This window comes from Arthrobacter sp. zg-Y895 (assembly GCF_020731025.1).
Lineage (GTDB): Bacteria > Actinomycetota > Actinomycetes > Actinomycetales > Micrococcaceae > Arthrobacter_B.
In genome coordinates this window covers 94,301-113,062 of the sequence record NZ_JAJFZY010000010.1, presented here as the reverse complement: position 1 = coordinate 113,062, position 18,762 = coordinate 94,301, and the positions used below count along the sequence as shown (strand labels likewise).

Below are 18,762 nucleotides of genomic sequence, written 5' to 3'. Positions count from 1 at the left end.
CGCTGGCGTCGGGTTTAGCTCGGGCGGGTTTGTCGACCGTGACTGACGACGCCCGGGCTGCGGGCAGGTAGTTGGGTGCGAAAGACGGGTATTTTGGGTTTTTCTGATGGCCGTTTTCTGCCTATTTTTCGGCCTGGAATGTCAGTGAGGGATGAAATCCTAAGACATGGATCAGCCCAGGAGTACCGAACCCCTCAGCGAAGGGCAGAGCGGTGAGAACCAGCAGCCGGAAGGACAGGCCGGTGGCGCCGAATCGCCCTGTCCTTCGGTCACTCTGGCTGTGTACCGGGCGGAACTGGCCGCCGAGCCTGCCGGGGTCGCTGGTGAGGATACCTTCGGCTCCGCGGGTTCCGGTGCCGATCCTGTTGAGGCCTACCCGGACGGTTTCACCGGAACCCTTGCCTTGCAGAACCTTGAAGCCTTCGACGAAGCCACGGTCGGTGAGGCCTTGGTCCGGATGGAACATCTGATTTCCTGGGGGCTGGCGCAGCGGGCCTGCCTATTGAATCGGATGGAGCAAATCTTCCGACACAACTTCTTCGACCCGTCGGAGCGCGATAAACCCGGGATCGCTTTCAGCCTCGCGGCGGCCGAATGCGCCGCCATCCTGAATGTTCCGCAGGTGACCGGCCAGCGGCTGCTGAGCGAGGCCGGGCAGCTGTGCGGCCCCCATACCGCCACCCTGGCCGGGCTGGAAGAGGGACGGTTCTCGTACCAGCATGCGCAGGTGGTCCTGGAACAGTGCCAGAACGTTCCCGCCTCGAAACTCCCTGGGTTCGAAGCGGACCTGCTGAAGGCTGCGGAGGGTCAGACGCGGGCGCAGTTCTCAGCTAAGGCCCGGCGGCTGCGCGAAAAGACGTTTCCGGAGACGGTCAGCAAAAGGCACCTGACCGCGTTCGGGCAGCGCAAGGTCACCCTGGACCGGGAAGAGGACGGCATGTCCTGCCTGTCGGCCTATCTGCGTGCTGCGGAAGCGCAGCAGATCTATACCGCTCTCAGCACTGCGGCGCGGGGTGAGCAGTCGGGAGGGGATTCCCGGACCACGGACCAGCTGCGTGCGGATATTCTGGCCCAGCTGCTCATGGGCGGCAGTCGGGGACTTTTCGTGACGGCCGGAACCTCGGACGAGGCCGGAACCCAAGACGCGACCGGAAACAACGGCAGGGCCGGGCATACCGGCGACGACACTGACAGAACCAGACAGAACGAGGGAAGCATCGGTGTTGACGGCGTCCAGGAGAACACCGGCGGCCTGGAAGACAGCCCCGATACGAAGGCCAGACCGGACGCGGGGTCCGGACCGGATGAGGGAATCGTCCCTCGGACGGAAATCATGGTCCTGATCAGCGCGGAAACCCTCTTCGGAGCCGACGACGAACCCGCCGAGCTGCACGGCTACGGCCCCATCAGCGCCGAAGAAGCCCGGCGGTTGGCCAGGAACGCAGCTGGATGGACAGGGCTGGCTCAGGACCCAAAGACAGGGGAGATCCTGGGCGTCGGGAGACGTCGAAAGGTCCCGGCCGGGCTCCGCCGCTGGCTTCGCGCCCGGGACGGAACCTGCAGGTTCCCCGGCTGCCGGGTCAGTACCGCCAATGCGGACATCGACCACACCGTCGACTGGGCACGAGGCGGACCCACAGACCACGGAAACCTGGAACACCTCTGCCGCCGGCACCACCGCTTCAAGACCCTCGGGTTCTGGAAGGCCTGCCAGCCAACACCCGGGGTGATCGAATGGACCTCGCCGACCGGGCGGGTCTATAAAACCGAGCCTTTTCTGGAACTCGGACCGCCGGACCCGGCAGTCGAACAGGCAACACATCCACCCAATGCCCAGCAGCCAGCGGACCACGGGGAGAAAGACCCCCGGCAAGCATCGGCGCCGCCGTTCTAGGCACCGGCGTCGCTGTTCTGAACCGACCGGTATCTGAGCCTCGTGACCACTGGGAACGTGTACACGGAGAAAATCGAACATCGCGTTCGCGAGCCGTTCCGTTGCTTCCAAAGCTACGTGCATCCAGAGCTGCATAGTGTCCCACCGCGTCGGGCTGCACGGACGTGACAGGTTCCGCAACCAAAACTGACTTCCAGGATTGTTCCATCCCGCAGGACTACGTACCCTGCGGCATACGCTGATTTCCACCGAATCCAACGGAGCACCAAAGGGGTCACCATGAACGGTTCCAACACCCCGGATACGATCGTGCTGGTCCACGGGCTCTGGGTGACGCCCCGGAGCTGGGAAGGATGGAAAGCCCATTATGAGGCGAAGGGCTTCACCGTCCTGACGCCCGCTTATCCGGGCTTCGAGATAGAGGTTGAGGCACTGCGCGAAAACCCGGACGTGATCGCCGCGCTCACCGTGCCGGAAACCCTGGATCATCTTGCCGGCGTCATCGAGGCCCTGCCCCGTCCGCCCATCATCATGGGCCACTCCTTCGGAGGGCTCCTGACCCAGATGCTGCTCGCCCGCGGTTTGGGTGTTGCCGGGGCCGCCATCAATTCGGCACCAACCGAGGGGATCAGGGTTACTCCGCTGTCCCAGGCCCGCTCACTCTTTCCCGCGCTGAAGAATCCTGCCAACTTCCATAAAGCGGTCGGGTTTACCCCGGATGAGTGGCACTATGCCTTCACGAATACGCTCAGCCGGGAGGACTCCGACGCCGCCTACGAACGGTACGCCATTGCCGCTCCCGGGAACTGGGTGTGGGCGTACGGACTGCTTGCGAATTTCCAGCCGGGCCACCAGGAGACCTGGGTGGACTACTCAACCGACAGGGCGCCGCTGCTGTTTATCGGAGGCAGCGAAGACCACATCATGCCTCCGTCGGTGAATAAGTCCAATGCCAAGCACTGGGCCAAATCACCCGCCCTCACGGAGTATCACGAGTTTGACGGCCGGGCGCATTGGACCTGCGCCGAACCGGGGTGGGAAGAGGTGGCCGACTATGCGCTGGACTGGACCCTCGGCCACGCGCAACCGCAGCCGTCAGCCATCTAGGGCGGATCAGTCCGTGCTGATCTGGTGGCGGAACGTGTCCCGACGGGTGTGGAGGTCCCAGAGGACGCCGGCGAGAACGTCGGGATCCTTTTCAGGATCACCCTCGATGATGCGTCCGCCGATGATGAGCTGCGATACGTGGATACCCTCCTCGCCGAGGACCTCGTTGAGAAGCTGCGCGTAGGCAGCCTGGCCGGCGAACGCCACCGAGGTTCCGGTGACACCGCGCCCGGGCTTTACGGCTGAACCGCCGTTGACGAAGAGGATGGTGCCTCGGTTCTCACCCAGGAACCGCATCCCCGGCAGCACCTGGTGGACTGCGGCCACCGGCCCGTAGATGGAGAACTCAACAGGACCCCGGAGGTCCGCCACCGTCGTCTCAAGGACGGGACGCATGAAGTCTTTCTGCGGAAGGGGGCTGTACTGCAGCACCTCGACGGGGCCGAGGGTTTCGGCCGCAGCTTCGAGGGCCGCGGCGATCGATTCCGGGTTCCGGACGTCGGCGGCAAAGCCCCGGGCCGGGATCCCGTCCTTGCCAAGGTCTTCGGCGAGGGCATCCACCTTTGCCTGGCTGCGGGAGATCAGCGCAACGGAGAATCCCTCTGCGCCGAAACGTCGTGCCACGGCGGCACCAAGGCCGCGTCCTGCACCAATGATCGCGATAGTAGTCATGGGGGAGCTAACTGGGCGGGGCGCCGAATAATTCCGGAGGTTTCCTGCCCGGCCCGGCTCCGGGTGCACGAAAAGGAACCGGTCCCGCTTTCGCGGGAGCCGGTTCCTTTTCGGTGAGAGAGGGTGGGACCGCTTTAGCCGACGGGGGCTACCTCGGGAACCTTCAGCAGGTCCTCCTTGGACGGCCGGATCATGAAGTAACCGATCGGAGCGGCAAGGAAGAGCGCGACGCCGGCCCAGATGAATGCGGTGGAGTAACCGTTCACCAGCGCCTCGAGTTCCGCGGCAGGCTGGCCGCCGTTGCTGCTCAGGTAGGAAGTGATGCCGGCCGTGTAGACGGCGGTGAACAGTGCGGTGCCGATGGACCCGCCGATCTGCTGAGTGGCCGATACCGCGGCGCTGGCCACGCCGGCGTCGTGCTCGTCAATGCCTGCCAGGGCCACGTTCTGCAGCGGCACGAAAATCATGGCGAGGCCGAAGCCCAGCAGCGCCAGTCCGGGCAGGACCTCCAGGGCGTAGTTCCCTTCCACTGTGATGAAGGAGAGCCAGATCAGGCCGGCAGCGCCGACGATCGGCCCCACGGTCATGGGCAGGCGTACGCCGGTGCGCGGCAGGAACTTGGACAGCACGCCGGCGCCGACGGTGATGGCGATGGTCATGGGCAGCGACGCGAGGCCGGACTTCAGCGGCGAGTAGCCCAGGACAATCTGGAAGTAGAAGATCAGGAAGAGGATGCCGCCCAGCAGGGCAGCGCCGGTCAGCGTGGAGGTCAGGAACGCGCCGCCGCGGACCCGGTTGGTCAGCACGCGCAGGGGCAGCAGCGGGTTGGAGACGCGGCTTTCCACGAACACGAACAGCGCCAGGATCAGTACGCCTGCGGCAAGGAAGGCAATGGTTTCAACACGCGCCCAGCCGTTTTCGGCCTGCGAAAACCCGTACACGAGCGAAGCCAGTCCGGCCACCACGAGAATGGCGCCCGGCAGGTCGTAGCGGGTGTTGCCATGGGCTTTGCTCTCCCGGATCAGGGGCACGGCGGCGGCCATGGCGACAATCGCAATCGGCACGTTGACCAGCAGGCACCAGTTCCAGCTGGCGTACTGCGTCAGGACGCCGCCAAGCAGCAGGCCGATGGCCGCGCCGCCGCCGCCGATGGCGCCGTACACGGCGAAAGCCTTGATGCGGTCCTTGCCCGAGGGGAAGGTGATGGTCAGGATGGCGAGCGACGCCGGTGCCAGCAGTGCGGCGAAGGCACCTTGCAGGCCGCGGGCCGTCAGGAGCATTTCGGTGCTTTCCGCGAAACCGCCGATGGCGGAAGCGACGGCAAAGCCGGCCATTCCCACCATGAACGTGCGCTTGCGGCCCCAGTAATCGGCGATGCGACCGCCGAGCAGCAGCAGCGAGCCGAAGGCCAGTGCGTAGATCGTGACCACCCAGGTGCGGTCGCCGTCGGACATCCCCAGTTCGCGCTGCGCATCCGGCAGGGCGATGTTCACGATGGTTCCGTCCAGGACCACCATCAGCTGGGCCAGCGCCAGGACGGCCAGCAGCAGCCAGCGGTGCGGATGTGCCGAGTGGTCCACGGCGGCGGCCCGGGGCAGGCCGGAAGGGATGGTGCGGTCCATGAAGGGGAAATCCTAATCAAACGAACTGGTTGGTTGGCTTAGCTAGACTACAGGTATGAGAACCGACGGCGAAGCCACGCGGGCCAGGATCCTGGCTGCAGCACGAAAAGAGTTTGCACAGTATGGGCTGGCCGGTGCCCGTGTTGACCGTATTGCGGAAGAGGCACGCGCCAGCAAGGAACGTCTTTATGCGTATTTCGGCGGAAAAAGTGCCTTGTTCGCCGCAGTGCTGGCAACGAACCTGCAGGAGACCACGGACCAGGTTCCACGGGATGCGCTGGACCTTCCCGGGTTTGTCGGCGCCCTCTACGACCATGCGGTGGAGCACCCCGAGCATCTGCGCATGCTGGACTGGGCCCGGCTCGAGGGGGCGCCGGAAGTGCTGGCCCCCTGCAGCCGCCCGGGGCCGTCGTCCCCCGATATTGCCGCCGCCCAGGCGCAGGGGATCATTGATCCTGCCTGGGATCCGGATGACCTGATGACCCTGCTTTTTTCGCTGGCCACTGCATGGGCGCAGTCCCCGGAATTGCTCTACACCGGCAGGACCGAGGATTCCGACGCCGCCCGCGAACGACGCCGGCAGGCCGCCATCACTGCGGCCTGCCGGCTTCTTGCGCCTCCAAAGGAGGAGGCAATACCGTCCTAGAGCTCGGTGCTCACCTTCCAGGACGAGTGGATGGCGCCGTGGATGTAGTTGACTTCACCGGCGTCGCCGACGACGTCGCAGCTGATGTCCGCGGCCCGCAGTTCGTCCGCCAGCGGTGAGGCCGACGTCGTGCCGTCCGCGTAGACCACCATGTCGGCGGGGGCGGAGAAGCTTTCCCCGCCCACGGTCCACTCGACGCTCTTCTCGGTGATGCGGGTGATGGAGGCGTTGCGGTGGATCTTCACGCCGTGCTTTTCCGATTCCTTCACTGCGGTCCAGCGGCGCGGCATGGCCAGCGGCAGGCCGAGCTGCTGCTTTTCATGCAGCAGCGTGACCCGGCGGCCGCGCTCGGCAAGGAACTCGGACAGCTCGAGGCCCACGAGGGAACCGCCGATCACCACCACGTCCTTGCCCATGGGCAGCCAGACCTTGGTGAACTGGCGGACAAACTCCGGGCTCTTGGTCACGCCGGAGAGGCGGCCGAGCTTGCCCAGGGTGCTCAACACTGCGCCGGCTTCCTCAGCGGTGGCGGTGCCGAGCATCATGGCACGCAGCGTGTCACCGGTCTGTACGATCGGCAGGTCGCCGCCCGGGAAGTCCGGCTTGGGACGGACGGCGCCGGTGGCCACGATCACGTGGTCCGGGTGCAGGGCCCGGATGGACTCCACCGTGGCCTTGGTGTTCAGCTTCACCGCAATGTTCAGGCGCCGGATTTCGGACTTGAACCACTTCAGCAGGCGTTCGTTGTCCGGGGTGGTCATGGTGGAGAACCACATGGTGCCGCCGAGGCGGTCCGACTTGTCCACGACGGTGACCCGGTGGCCGCGCTCGGTCAGGACCCGGGCGCTTTCCAGACCTGCGGGGCCGGCGCCGACAACCACTACGTGCTTGGTCGCGGATGCAGGCTTCAGCGGCAGCAGTGCCTCGTTGCCCAGTGCGGGGTTGACCGCGCAGAACGGGGTGTCGTCGAAGAAATTCTCCGCGACGCAGAGGTAGCAGTTGATGCAGGGGCGGACCTGGTCGAACTTGCCGTCGCGCAGCTTATTCGGCAGCTCCGGGTCGGCCAGCAGCTGGCGTCCCATCGCTGCGAAGTCGATCTGTCCGGCGGCCAGCGCCTTTTCGGAAACCTCCGGCAGCATCCGGCCGACGGCGATCACCGGAACACTGACGTGTTTCTTGATCTCCGCGGCGTTCTTCAGGTAGGCACCCACCTTGTTGGGCAGCGGGCCGTCGGTGAAGTTGTCGAACGGGTTGCGTCCCCAGCCGGTGACGTGGATGGCGTCAGCGCCGGCCTTTTCGAACAGCTTGGAGGCCTCGATCGCCTCGTCGAGGGTCAGTCCGCCCTCCTGTCCGTATTCTTCACCGGACACACGGACCAGGACGGCCAGGCGATCGCCTACCCGCTCCTTGACGGCAGTGATGACTTCGCAGGCCAGCCGGGCCCGGTTTTCCAGGGAGCCGCCGTATTCATCCGTGCGCAGGTTGTCCCGCTGGTTAAGGAAGACGCCGAGGATGTAGCCGTGCGCCACATGGATCTCGATTGCGTCGGCGTCGGCTTTGGCGACGCGTTCGGCGGCGTCGGCCCAGGTGGAGACCAGCCAGGAAATGTCCTCGGCCGTCATCTCGCGGTAGGCAGTCTTCTTGCCGGCGGTGGCGGCGCCCATCTTGCCGAGCTCTTCGCGGGTGCTGTCCGCCAGGGCGGACATGTCATAGGTGTAGTCCGGCTGGTTGGGTGCGAGCACCGGACGGTCATTGGCGACGTCCACGCGGGCAACTTTGCCGTGGTGCGTGGACTGGATGCAGAGCTTGCTGCCGGCGGCGTGAACGGCATCGGCCAGCGCCTTGAGGCCGGGAATGTACTTGTCATCCGACAGTCCCGGCTCCTTCATGGACGCCGCGCCGTGCGGGAACGCGATGGCGCAGGCACCGGTGATGATCAGGCCGGCGCCTCCCGCGGCACGGGCCACGTAGTGGTCGATTTCAGGCTGTTCAATCTCGCCGTGCTCGGAGACGTTCATGTCCATCGCCGGCAGGACGATGCGGTTGTGCGTTTCCATGGGGCCCATGCGCCCCGGGGCCATGAGGTGGGGGAAGTTTTTGGTATTCACAGGGGTATTTTAGCCCCGATGTGTACACCGTAAACACGCGCCGCGGCCCGCCGGGCCGCGCCCGCTCCCCGCCGGTCAGGTGCGGCTTGCCCGCGGCGCTCCAATGCCCGGGTCAATCTGGAACGGTCCGGCCGCCGACGGACGGACATCGAAATCGAAAATGGACGTCGGAATGTACACCGTGGAACACGAATTGGGGATGTCCACCACTCCGGACAGGCGGCCCTCGATCGGTGCGGCACCCAGCAGCAGGTAGGCCTGTTCCGGGCTGTAACCGAACTTCGTCAGGTAGTCGATCGCGTGCAGGCAGGCCCGCTGGTAGGACAGGTGCGAGTCGAGATAGCGCTGCTCGCCGTCGAGCGTCACCGAGGTGCCCGAGAACGCGATCCACTCGCTGAACTGCGGATCCACGTTGCCGGGCATAAAGAGTGCGTTTTCGGACACACCGTAGGTCTCCATGCCGCCCTTAATAAGGTCCACCCGGAGATCGATGAACCCGCCCATTTCAATGGCGCCGCAGAAGGTGATTTCGCCGTCGCCCTGGGAGAAGTGCAGGTCACCCACCGAGAGGTTCGCGCCGTCCACAAACACCGGATAGAAGATCCGGCTCCCCTTGGACAGGTTCTTGATGTCCTGGTTTCCACCGTTCTCCCGCGGCGGCGCGGTACGGGCAGCTTCCGCGCCCACCCGTTCCCACTGGTCCCGGGGCAGGCCCCCGAGGACGGCGTGTTCAGCCTCCGGCGGCAGCGCCAGCGGCGGCACCCGCTGCGGGTCGGTGGCGATCAAGTCGCCTTCCCGCCGGTTCCACTTGGCGAGCAGGTCTGACGACGGCGCGGTCCCCATCAGTCCGGGATGGATCAGGCCGGTAAAGGAGACACCGGGAACGTGCCGGGAGGTGGCGGTCTGGCCCGTGAAATCCCAGACGGCCTTGTAGGCGTCGGGGAACTGCTCGGTGAGGAAACCGCCGCCGTTCTCCCGGGCGAAAATCCCGGTATAACCCCAGCCCTGTCCCGCCAGCGGGCCGGTATCTTCCTGCGGAATAGGGCCGACATCGAGGATGTCCACCACGAGCAGGTCGCCGGGACGGGCGCCTTCCACCGCGAACGGGCCGCTGAGTTTATGCACGGTCAGCAGCGGGGCGTTGAGGATGTCCTCGGCGGAATCGTCATTGACGATGGCGCCGTCGAACCACTCGCGGCAGTCCACCCGGAAAGCCTCTCCTGGCTTGAGTACCGCGACGGGCGGTATTTCGGGATGCCACCGGTTGTGCCCCAGTTTTTCCTGGTCCTCGAACTTCCGGGACGAATCAAGGGGAAAGACGATCTTGGGCATGGCTTCTCCTCTAACGGGGGCGGGCTCTTGCGCGGAGTTTTAGTCGGGGCGGGGCAGCTTTCGGTGGAGCGGATTGGTGGTGATGTTGCCGGCCGGACGGGTACCGGACATCGGGCCGGGGGAGCGGACGACGGCGGGATCCGACGCCGAGCGCTGCGTGGACTCGATCAGTTGGTACGCGGTGGAGGAAGCGCGCGAGAGATTGGGCACGGTGAAGCGACGCCGGGCGGGAGCCCCGCAGCTGGGGCAGGGGAGGGAAGCAGGGGCAGAGCCCATGGCGAGCTGGACCTCGAAATCGGCGCAGGTGAACCCGGCTGAACCGCAGCGATAGGCGTAGAGCGGCATGTCGAAAGCCTTTCGATCACCGAGGGAGCGTCACGGACTGGAAATAGCGGTGCCGCTCCGGCTTGCCCGACAGCCTAGGGACGGGGCCGGGGCGAGTCAACGGTAGGTGCGCGATGGGGATATTCGGCCGGCTGCAATTGTTTTGAGGGAATTATCAGAATGAATTGTTAAGAGATATTAGTAACAGGACTTTCGCTATTTCTGTCGACTGCATCGGTGAGTAAAGTGCAATACTTTCGCGGCGCAGGGCTATCCATGGAGCATGGTTTGGGCCCTGACGCTCGATTGGTCCTGCCGCGGTATTAGTGCTATGCGGGCGCTTCCGCGCTTGGTCGAGGGGGCACCGTTGCAATCCATGATTTACTGTAATTGGCGTTTTATGCCCTAAAGTTTAGCGTTATGAATTCCGAGTCTTCACCACCAGAGCACGCCTCAGGCAGTACCGACGGTTCGAGCGTGTCCGGGGCTCCGGTGCGCAAGGCTGCCGGCCGCCCTGTCGAGCGTGTCAAAAAAGCGCTGCGTACTGCTGCTTCCGCCCCAGCGCTTAGCCTCCATCCCGGGCTGGTCCCGGGCATCAGCGTTGAGGACACCGGGGTCAGCTATCCGACCCGGCGCAGCGTGTTCATTTTTGCCATGGCCATCTCTGTCGCCGTCCTGGCGTGGGCGATTTTTGCGCCCAGCAACCTCAGTTCCGTGGGCACCGGCATACAGGGCTGGGTGGTTGTGCATTTCGGCTGGCTGTTCAACGCCACCATGGTTGCCGCCGCGATCTTCATGCTGGTGGTCGGCTTCGGGCCGACCGGCAAAATCCGGCTGGGGGCCGACGACAGCACGCCGGAGTACTCCACGACGTCCTGGATCTCCATGCTGTTCGCAGCTGGTCTGGGCATCGCGCTGATCTTCTACGGGCCGATGGAACCGCTCAGCCATTTCCTCTCCCCGCCGCCCTCGACTGATGCCGAGGCCGGCACCTCCGCCGCCATCCTGCCGGCCATGTCGACCACCTTCCTGCACCAGGCCAGTCTCGCCTGGGTCATCTACGCCCTGGTGGGCGGCGCCCTGGCCTACGCCTCTTTCCGGCGCGGCCGGCTGCCGCTGATTTCGTCGCTGTTTGAACCGGTCTTCCCCGACGGCAACAACCGCGTGCTGGGAAAGATCATCGACGTTTCCGCCGTGCTGGTGACACTGTTCGGCACCGCGACCTCGCTGGGTATCGGCGCGATCCAGATCCGCACCGGAGTCTCGATCATCACGGGCCAGGAGCTGGGCAACGGCTTCGTCGTCGTCGCCATCAGCCTCCTGACGGTTGTCTTCACCATCTCCGCGGTCGCCGGCATCAAGAGGGGCATCCGGCTGCTCTCCAACCTCAACATGACCCTGGTCATTCTGCTGACGCTCTTTGTCCTGCTGACCGGTCCGACGTTCTTCCTGCTCGATCTGCTGCCCGCCTCGCTCATCGCGTTTGTCGGCAACCTGCCGGACATGCTGACCGTCTTCGCCGGCCAGGGCGCCGAGCAGGAGGCCTTCCTGACCGGCTGGACCACCCTGTACTGGGCCTGGTGGATCTCCTGGTCGCCGTTCGTGGGAATGTTCATCGCCAAGATCTCCAAGGGCCGCACCCTGCGCCAGTTCGTCACCGTCGTCGTCTTCGTTCCCTTGTCCATCTCCGTCTGCTGGTACACGGTCTTCGGCGGCACCGCCATCTGGATGAACCAGAACGGGCTGGACCTGACCATGAAGGGCTCCGGAGAGAACGTCATGTTCGATCTGCTGGCCAACCTGCCGTTCAGCTCCGTGACGGCGATCGTGTGCATGCTCGCGATTATGGTCTTCTTCGTCACCGCCGCGGACTCGGCGGCCAACGTCATGGGTTCGATGTCCCAGTCGGGCCGGCCCGTGCCCTCGAAATCGGTGACCATCATCTGGTCGGCGGCACTCGGGCTGATGGCCATGTTCCTGCTGCTGGCCGGGGGGCACAACGCCCTCTCGGGACTCCAGGCCATGATGGTGACCAGCGCCCTGCCGTTCACCATCATCCTCGTCGGTGTGATGATCTCCTGGGCCAAGGACCTGCGCAACGACCCGCTGATGATCCGGCGCCGGTATGCGCTGGAGGCCATCAGCGGCGGCGTGCGCCGCGGCATCGACGAGCACGGAGACGACTTCGTCTTCGGCACCGCGCATGTGCCGGAGGCTGAAGGCGCCGGTGCCGACTTTGAGAGCGACGACCCCGCCCTCACCGAGTGGTACACGGACAACGTGCAGGACCAGGATGTTGTTGAGGGCCCGGAGGAAGAGCCTTCGGAGAAGGTAAAAGCAGGCGCCGTCGACTAGCGCTCTTGCCGAACTGAAACCGGAAGCGGGCACCACATGGTTCCCGCTTCCGCAGCCGGCTGGAATCATCTCGCCGGCCTCGAATGTCCCCGGCAGCTCCCGGGTCTACCCTGCCGGTTTCCCGCCTACTAGGCTGTGGCCGTGGACGGGAGCAGGCCATGACAGCAAGGACCTATCCGGCGGGAGTGCCGTGCTGGATCGACACCGAACAGCCTGACGTTGACGCCGCCGCTGACTTTTACGGGCGGCTCTTTGGGTGGACCTTCGAGGATGCGACGCCGCCGGGAGCGCCGGGGCGCTACCGGATTGCCCGACTCAACGGAGCCGACGTCGGCGGGTTCGCTGACAGCGGCGGGTCCGGTGCGGCGTGGAATACCTATCTGGCAGTCGACGACGCCGAGGCCGCGGCTGAACGCCTGGAGTCTGCCGGTGCGACGGTGAAGTCCCCGCCGTCCGATGCCGGGGAGGGCGGCCGCGCCGCTGTGCTGGCCGATCCCGAGGGCGCTGAGTTCCGGATCTGGCAGGCCCGGCGCCGGTTGGGAACCCAGGTGGTCAACGAGCCCGGGGCATGGAACTTCAGTGATCTGCATACGGCCGACGCCGGTGCTGCCGCCGCGTTCTACGGCAACGCCTTCGGCTGGCAGGCCGACGATCTGGGGTACGGGTGGCTGGTCCGCAGGCCGGGCTACGGCGACCACCTCGAGGCGACGGTCGATCCCGGCATCCGGGAGCGGCAGGCAGGGATCCAGGTTCCGCCCGGCTTCGAAGATGCGGTTGCCTGGTATGTGGATGCAGGCGCCGGCGAACAGCCGCACTGGCATGTCACGTTTGCCGTATCGGACCGCGACCGGACTGCAGGTGCCGCCGGACAACTCGGCGGCACCGTCCTGGACCAGAGCGATGAAGAGTGGTCGCGCACGGCCTTGATCCGTGACCCGCAAGGTGCGGAATTCACCGCCAGCCAGTTCACTCCGCCGTCGGGCTGAGCCGGCCTACTTCCCCACCAGCTCCGGATGATGCAGCTTGGCCACCTGCGGGTGCGCCCGCAGCCAGCCCTTCAGGACGTTGGCGCCGTAGGAGGCCAGCATGGGGTTGTCCGGATCATCGGAAATTCCCCGGGACTGCGCAGCCAGCTCGGCAGGGAGCTGCACCGGGTCGATCACCGTGTCCAGCCGCGGGGACCAGAAGAACGGAATGGCGTAGCGGTCCACGCCCGGCGCCGGTGCCAGGACACGGTGGATAGTCGCGGAGAGGTAGCCCTGGGTGGCCACCTCGAGCATTTCGCCCAGGTTCACCACCAGCGCGCCGGGGATGGGTTCAACCGGAAGCCAGGTGTCGGACTCATGCGGCTTCACTTCCAGGCCGCCCACCGAATCCTGCAGCAGCAGGGTGATGAAGCCGTAGTCGGCATGGGCGCCGACGCCCTGGGTGCCGGCTTCCTTCACGACGCCGCCCACGTAGTGGATGAGCTTGGCCATCCAGGCGGGGGTGTCCTCGAAGGGTTCGGCGAAGTGGTCCTCGGGCAGTTCCAGGGACACCGCGATGGCGCTGAGCAGCTCCGCACCCACCCAGCTCATCGCCTCCGCCCAGTCCATGGCGGTGGAGCGCAGTTCGGGCAGCACCTCGTCCGGGAACTGGTTGGGGCCCTGGACCAGCCAGTACGGCTGGTCCGCAGGATAGTCCGCCACGGGTGCGCGTTCCGGGCCGAAGTCCACCTGCTCCCGGGCATCGGGGCGGCCCTTGGTGATTTCGGTGCCGAGCCGGGTGTAGCCGCGGAAGTGCGGGGAATTGCGGTTGTCCAGGGCCAGCCGGTCCTCGAGCGGCAGGTCGAAGAACCGCTTCGTGACGTCGAACAGCTCCTCCACCCGGGCCTGTGCGGCGCCGTAGCCGACCAGCTGGAAGAAGCCGATCCGGTGCGTGGCATCACGCAGTTGGTCGATGAACTCGGGATTGAAGGAGCCGTCGGCATTGCGTGCCGCGCTCAGGTCCAGGACGGGAATTGACTCGGGAATCACACTCATAGCGGCAAGTTATCACCGGGCATGTCAAGTTCGAACAGAATATTACGAAGTGCTATGAACCACGTCCCGGTGTTTCGTTCGGTAGGCATCGGCGCCGGAAATTCGGTATTGCGCCGCGAATGGGATGCAATGGAAGCAGGCCAAACGAAAGGGAGCTCCGTGGAGGACAACGCCTTGTATGACAACTCGTACGACAATACGAACGACAACTTGTACGACATTCCCCTGACCATGCTGGACGGCACCGAAACCACCTTCGGAGAACTGTTCCGAGGCAAGGCCGTGCTGGTGGTGAACGTTGCCTCGCGCTGCGGTTTCACCACCCAGTACGAGGGACTGCAGGCCCTCTACGAAACCTATGAGCACCGGAACTTCACCATCCTCGGTGTGCCCAGCAACTCCTTCGCCGGGCAGGAACCGGGCACCAACGAAGAGATCGCCGAGTTCTGCTCGCGGAACTTCGGCGTCACCTTCCCGCTGACAGCCAAGGTCGACGTCAACGGACCGAACCGGCACCCGCTCTACGCAGCCCTGACCCGGTTCCATGACGGCGAGCTGGGCGACGAAATCGGCTGGAACTTCGAGAAGTTCCTCATCACCGACAGCGGCGAGATTGTGGGCCGCTTCGCGTCCGCCGTCGCCCCCGGGGCACCGGAAATCCAGGAATCCGTAGAAGCGGTCCTGCGCCTGGAGTAGGGCTCCAGCGCCGGGGGAGCGCTAGACGACGACGGCGTCGTCGTCCGCTTCCCCGGCAGCCATTGCCACCCAGCGTTCAAAGAAGGCTGAGCCGGCGTCGTCGTGAATCAGGGACCCGGCCGTCAGCACCGGATAGGGCGTGGACGGGACCCCGTCCGCCGGCCGCACGTCCACGTGCGCGACGTCGTACCCCTGTGCGTGCAGTTCGTCAGCCATGGCGTAATCGGTGCGGGAATCGCCGACCGTCCGCCAGACGTGCGGAACCGGCGTGCCGTCGGCTTCGAGCAGGGACAGTGCGCGCCGTGCACCCAGGTCCTTGCCCACCCCCATGGCTTCAATGTCGGTGGAGATGATGGTGGGATCAATGCGGAAGGCGACGGTTCCGCGGGCATCCGGAATGGCATGTTCCAAACGCCGGCCGCCCATTCCGGCCAGGGACATCTGTTCCAGGGCATCGGCGTCGAAGCGGCGCTGGTCCGTGAGGTAATCCGAGTTGTCCACCTGCACGTGCTGCTCCACGGAGACCATGGCCAGCTTGGTTTCGTCGAAGAACATGGTCTCGGAGTACTTGGCGGCCACCAGGTCGCGGATGGCCTCGGCATAGTCGCCGGGGACCTTCAATTCCGGGTCCACCTGGGGCTGGTCAGATCCGGTCCCGTCGAAGGAGAACCAGACGGCACCCTTTTCACACACGGCGTGCAGCCGCACCCCTTCCGGCAGCCCAGCGGCCATCATCGGCTGCATGACCTGCTCGCGGATGAAGGCGTCGGAACGGCCCGTATTGAAAATGACCGGCCAGCCTGCGGATGCCAGGGTAACCAGGTCCCGGATGATGGAGGGACGGACGCTCCGGGAGACGGGGCTGGCCACGGGGCCGTCGACGTCGAGCAGGAGACCGATTCGGGGAGCAGAGGTGTTCACCTCCCCAGTATCCCGTGTCTGCTGCCCGGGCCGCATTTTCGTGTCTCGGGGGTAATCAGCGGCCTAATCGGGGCTTTTGCGGGCGGCGCGCCCGAGCACCGCTGTTTCTTTGGATGCGGATGTTATCTACTCTGTACTAGTGATCTTCAAAGCTGTTGGCGACGTACGCCCCTACCCTGACCATGGATACGTAACACCGAAGGACTGGGCAGCGGTACCTCCCCGGCAGGTTCGCCTGGATGAACTGGTGACCACGAAGGCCACACTGGACCTCGGCGCGCTGCTGGCCGAGGATTCCACCTTTTTCGGAGACCTGTTCCCGCACGTCGTCCAATGGAAGGGCACCATGTACCTCGAAGACGGATTGCACCGGGCCGTAAGGACGGCACTGCACCAGCGGACCATACTGCACGCACGCGTGCTGGTCCTCGATGACTAAGGAGCCCCTTGAGGGGCGGCACCGCGGCAACCCGGCGAGGAACGATCCAAGGGAATGGCACGGGCACCGGATCATTACCGGAGGCGACCTCGGCGCGGTATTTGCACCGACCGAGGAACCGGAGCTCGTCCGGCGTGCGAGACGGCGCCGGCGGCTGCATAATTCAGTGGTCGGGGTGCTGGCGTTGTTCCTGGTGCTGGCAGTGATCCTGGCCCAGGGATTGGTTTCGGGGTGGGTACGGCTGCCCGGGGCAGCACCCAGCACCTCTGCGGGTCCGGTGGACGAATGTCCGGCCGGGCCTTTTCCGTATCTGGACCCCGCCACCGTGACGGTGAATGTCTACAACGCGACGGCGTCGCCGGGCCTGGGCGGAACCGTCGGAGACGCCCTGAATGAGCGCGGATTCCGGGTGGACCGGATAGGCAACAGCAGCGTGAACCGTTCCGGCATGACCGCGCTGGTGCTTTCCGGACCCTCCGGGGCCGCGGCCGCCTACACGCTGCAGCAGCACATTCCCGGCACGGACTATGTCCTGGACGAGCGGACGGACGCATCGGTGGACGTGGTGATCGGCTCCGGATTCCAGGAACTCCTCCCGGCGGAACAGGCCGTGGCGGCGGGCCCGGGTGCCCTGAGTTGTCCGGGCAGTTCGACGCCGGACGGACAGTAACCGCGGTGGGCCTGCCGCACAGTGAAACACGCGCCTTTCGACACCGGCAGGAACCGGCGGTACTGCGGCTGGCGGTACGGCCGCTGGACTCGGTGGACCTTCGGGCAGCGGACAGCCTGGGCCCCGCCGTACGCGCACGGGCACAGGGATTCCATCACGAGGAGGACCGCCGTCGTTTCCTTGCCGGACGGCTGGCCGCCCGGTCCCTGGTGGCCGCGTACCTCCAAGCGCCCGAGGACGCGGTGAGCGCAGTGGCGCACTGTCCCGACTGCCTGCACGGCAATGACGGAAGCCACGGGGAGCCGCGCTATTTCATTGCGGGCGAGCCAACCCCGCTCAGGGTCAGTTTCAGCCGTTCCGGGAACTGGCTCGCGGCGGCGCTCGCGCAGACGCGTGTGGGGGTGGACTTGGAGGACTCAGATGCCCGGGCCTTCGCCGATACGGCGGTGGAGGACGTTATGGCCACCGATACGGAAAAGGCGGCCATCGCGGCCGCCGCGGTTTCCAACCGCCCCCGCCTGCGGGCGCAGATCTGGGTACGCAAGGAAGCCCTGCTGAAGGCCTCCGGCCAGGGGCTGCGGGTTGATCCCCGCAATGTGGAAACGGATTTCGGCGAACGGGGGCGCGGAAACGGCGCCGGATTCAGCGGGTTGCGCGCGTACGACGTCGGGCCGGAGCAGCTGGGGCTACCCGCCTCCTTTGCGCTGTCCTACGCCGTGGACGCGAGTATTGCGGACGGGTTGGCTTAGCGGCCCCGCTTGGCGGAACGGGGATCCGGGTGCCGCCGAAGGACGGAGTCCCGCGCGGAAGCGGCGCCACGGGAGACGAGTTTCTCCAACGGCCCCTGTTTCCCCGCACGCTGCCAAATCACCGCGAAGATTACGAATGCGGTGATCTGAAGCCAAAGGGAGATTACCGGGAGGTCGGCCAGTGCCCCGGTGCCGAGGAAAAGCAGATGGGTGCAGTAGAGGGTAAGCGTCATCCGGCCGGGCGCGGACAGGAGGAGCAACGCCTTGCCGGCAAAGCGTGAAACCAGCAGCATGGCGCCGAGCACGGCCGTGGCAACTCCGATGGTGTGCAGCAGGTCGAATGGTGTGGTGCTGTGCGGCGCGGCGATGGACAGCCACCACCAGGAGCTGGTGGGAAGGTACTCCTCGGTGCCCCACACCAGGATGCCCTGGAGGTCGTCTGGACTTAGATCCGGTTCCGATGCCAGCAACCGGTCAAACCCCGGACCGGCGAGCAGTAGCCGGGAGCCGAACCAGGCAGCCGCGGCAAGTGCCGAGCCTGACCCCAGCAGCACCAATTGCACTCTGGGACGGTCCAAGCTCATCCTGCCGATAGCGAGCCCGGCGGCAATGTAGGCCAGCCATGGAATGGCGGGGTAGGTCCCTGTCAGCAAAAGCTGACTCAGGAAGACGCCGGGTTCGGTGAACACAGTGGAGAAGGTGGGGTCGAATCCGGGCGCAGGGAGGTAATCCCGCAGGCCCTGCAACAGGATCGGCCCAAGCAGCGCGAACGCCGCTGCGGCGACGAGCAGTGTCCGGGTCGATACTCCCAGCAGCGGGACTGCCAGCAGGAACATGGCACCGTAGTAGGCCAGGATGATGAAGGCGTCCATGTCCACATAAGCGATGGCGAGGCCAAGGGCGGTAACCAGTCCCGCCCTTGCCGCCACGCTCCTCCGGGCCGCAGCCAGGAAGTGTCCCCCTTCCGTCCTTGCACTTCGGGTGGTGAAGGCCAACGTAACCCCGGCCAGAAGGGCAAAGAGCGCGGCCGCCTTGCCGGCGAACAGCAGCCACGTCAGGGTCGGCTCGACATCTTCACCCGCGGCAGGCAGGAGATGGATCGCCATCATCCCGAAAAGCGCCAGCCCGCGCGCAGCGTCCACTCCTGACAGCCTGGGTCTCGATGTAGCTAAGGAAGACATGCTTTGGATCCCATCGGCAGGTGTT

17 protein-coding genes are annotated in these 18,762 nt (G+C 65.6%); 9 read left to right on the top strand and 8 right to left on the bottom strand.

Annotated features, from left to right (window positions below; all coding sequences use genetic code 11):
* The first annotated feature begins 166 nt into the window (after nt 1-166).
* Together LJ760_RS14915 and LJ760_RS14910 are read left to right on the top strand one after the other, a co-directional pair.
* Nucleotides 167-1,894 (top strand): HNH endonuclease, encoded by a 1,728-nt coding sequence (locus tag LJ760_RS14915; protein ID WP_227924109.1) that lies wholly within the window; start codon nt 167-169, stop codon nt 1,892-1,894.
* Nucleotides 1,895-2,173: 279 nt separating this feature from the next.
* On the top strand, nt 2,174-3,001 hold the full coding sequence (locus tag LJ760_RS14910; protein WP_227924107.1) for an alpha/beta hydrolase: 828 nt from the start codon (nt 2,174-2,176) through the stop codon (nt 2,999-3,001).
* Between the two features lie 6 nt (nt 3,002-3,007).
* Here LJ760_RS14910 and LJ760_RS14905 read toward each other — a convergent pair whose 3' ends face one another.
* Nucleotides 3,008-3,673, bottom strand: a complete 666-nt coding sequence (locus tag LJ760_RS14905) for an SDR family NAD(P)-dependent oxidoreductase (RefSeq protein ID WP_227924106.1) — start codon at nt 3,671-3,673, stop codon at nt 3,008-3,010.
* Nucleotides 3,674-3,807: 134 nt separating this feature from the next.
* A complete protein-coding gene (locus LJ760_RS14900) occupies nt 3,808-5,295 on the bottom strand; it encodes an MFS transporter (RefSeq protein ID WP_227924104.1) in 1,488 nt (495 codons plus the stop codon).
* A gap of 55 nt (nt 5,296-5,350) precedes the next feature.
* Between LJ760_RS14900 and LJ760_RS14895 the strand changes: the two genes are divergently transcribed.
* Nucleotides 5,351-5,941 (top strand): TetR/AcrR family transcriptional regulator, encoded by a 591-nt coding sequence (locus LJ760_RS14895; protein ID WP_227924102.1) that lies wholly within the window; start codon nt 5,351-5,353, stop codon nt 5,939-5,941.
* Here the strand turns inward: LJ760_RS14895 and LJ760_RS14890 are convergent.
* The 3 genes from LJ760_RS14890 to LJ760_RS14880 form a co-directional block, all read right to left on the bottom strand.
* Nucleotides 5,938-8,049 (bottom strand): FAD-dependent oxidoreductase, encoded by a 2,112-nt coding sequence (locus LJ760_RS14890; RefSeq protein WP_227924101.1) that lies wholly within the window; start codon nt 8,047-8,049, stop codon nt 5,938-5,940. The two genes, LJ760_RS14895 and LJ760_RS14890, sit on opposite strands and share 4 nt — an antisense overlap.
* Nucleotides 8,050-8,124: 75 nt before the next feature.
* On the bottom strand, nt 8,125-9,381 hold the full coding sequence (gene fmdA / locus LJ760_RS14885) for a formamidase (protein ID WP_227924100.1): 1,257 nt from the start codon (nt 9,379-9,381) through the stop codon (nt 8,125-8,127).
* Between the two features lie 39 nt (nt 9,382-9,420).
* Nucleotides 9,421-9,726: an FmdB family zinc ribbon protein gene (locus LJ760_RS14880; RefSeq protein ID WP_227924099.1), complete on the bottom strand. Its 306-nt coding sequence runs from the start codon at nt 9,724-9,726 to the stop codon at nt 9,421-9,423.
* A gap of 399 nt (nt 9,727-10,125) precedes the next feature.
* Between LJ760_RS14880 and LJ760_RS14875 the strand changes: the two genes are divergently transcribed.
* On the top strand, nt 10,126-12,060 hold the full coding sequence (locus LJ760_RS14875) for a BCCT family transporter (RefSeq protein WP_227924096.1): 1,935 nt from the start codon (nt 10,126-10,128) through the stop codon (nt 12,058-12,060).
* Nucleotides 12,061-12,218: 158 nt separating this feature from the next.
* A complete protein-coding gene (locus LJ760_RS14870) occupies nt 12,219-13,046 on the top strand; it encodes a VOC family protein (protein ID WP_227924095.1) in 828 nt (275 codons plus the stop codon).
* Nucleotides 13,047-13,052: 6 nt separating this feature from the next.
* Here LJ760_RS14870 and LJ760_RS14865 read toward each other — a convergent pair whose 3' ends face one another.
* On the bottom strand, nt 13,053-14,081 hold the full coding sequence (locus tag LJ760_RS14865) for an isopenicillin N synthase family dioxygenase (protein WP_227924093.1): 1,029 nt from the start codon (nt 14,079-14,081) through the stop codon (nt 13,053-13,055).
* Nucleotides 14,082-14,240: 159 nt separating this feature from the next.
* Between LJ760_RS14865 and LJ760_RS14860 the strand changes: the two genes are divergently transcribed.
* Nucleotides 14,241-14,777: a glutathione peroxidase gene (locus LJ760_RS14860; RefSeq protein ID WP_227924092.1), complete on the top strand. Its 537-nt coding sequence runs from the start codon at nt 14,241-14,243 to the stop codon at nt 14,775-14,777.
* A 21-nt stretch (nt 14,778-14,798) separates the two neighbouring features.
* Here the strand turns inward: LJ760_RS14860 and LJ760_RS14855 are convergent, their stop codons facing one another.
* A complete protein-coding gene (locus LJ760_RS14855; RefSeq protein WP_227924090.1) occupies nt 14,799-15,734 on the bottom strand; it encodes a hypothetical protein in 936 nt (311 codons plus the stop codon).
* Between the two features lie 103 nt (nt 15,735-15,837).
* On the opposite strand from LJ760_RS14855, the gene LJ760_RS14850 reads away from it, so the two are divergent.
* From LJ760_RS14850 to LJ760_RS14840, 3 genes are read left to right on the top strand one after another with little or no spacing between them, the layout of a single operon-like run.
* Nucleotides 15,838-16,137 carry a type II toxin-antitoxin system VapB family antitoxin gene (locus LJ760_RS14850; protein ID WP_227904874.1) on the top strand — a complete coding sequence of 100 codons (300 nt, stop codon included), beginning with the start codon at nt 15,838-15,840 and terminating at the stop codon, nt 16,135-16,137.
* Nucleotides 16,130-16,807 carry a LytR C-terminal domain-containing protein gene (locus LJ760_RS14845; protein ID WP_227924089.1) on the top strand — a complete coding sequence of 226 codons (678 nt, stop codon included), beginning with the start codon at nt 16,130-16,132 and terminating at the stop codon, nt 16,805-16,807. Before LJ760_RS14850 ends, LJ760_RS14845 begins: the two co-directional genes overlap by 8 nt.
* The gene (locus tag LJ760_RS14840; protein ID WP_227924087.1) at nt 16,774-17,556 is read left to right on the top strand and encodes a 4'-phosphopantetheinyl transferase family protein; all 783 of its coding nucleotides are present in this window, start codon (nt 16,774-16,776) and stop codon (nt 17,554-17,556) included. Before LJ760_RS14845 ends, LJ760_RS14840 begins: the two co-directional genes overlap by 34 nt.
* Here LJ760_RS14840 and LJ760_RS14835 read toward each other — a convergent pair.
* Nucleotides 17,553-18,698 (bottom strand): heparan-alpha-glucosaminide N-acetyltransferase domain-containing protein, encoded by a 1,146-nt coding sequence (locus LJ760_RS14835; RefSeq protein WP_331460732.1) that lies wholly within the window; start codon nt 18,696-18,698, stop codon nt 17,553-17,555. The two genes, LJ760_RS14840 and LJ760_RS14835, sit on opposite strands and share 4 nt — an antisense overlap.
* Nucleotides 18,699-18,762 lie beyond the last annotated feature (64 nt).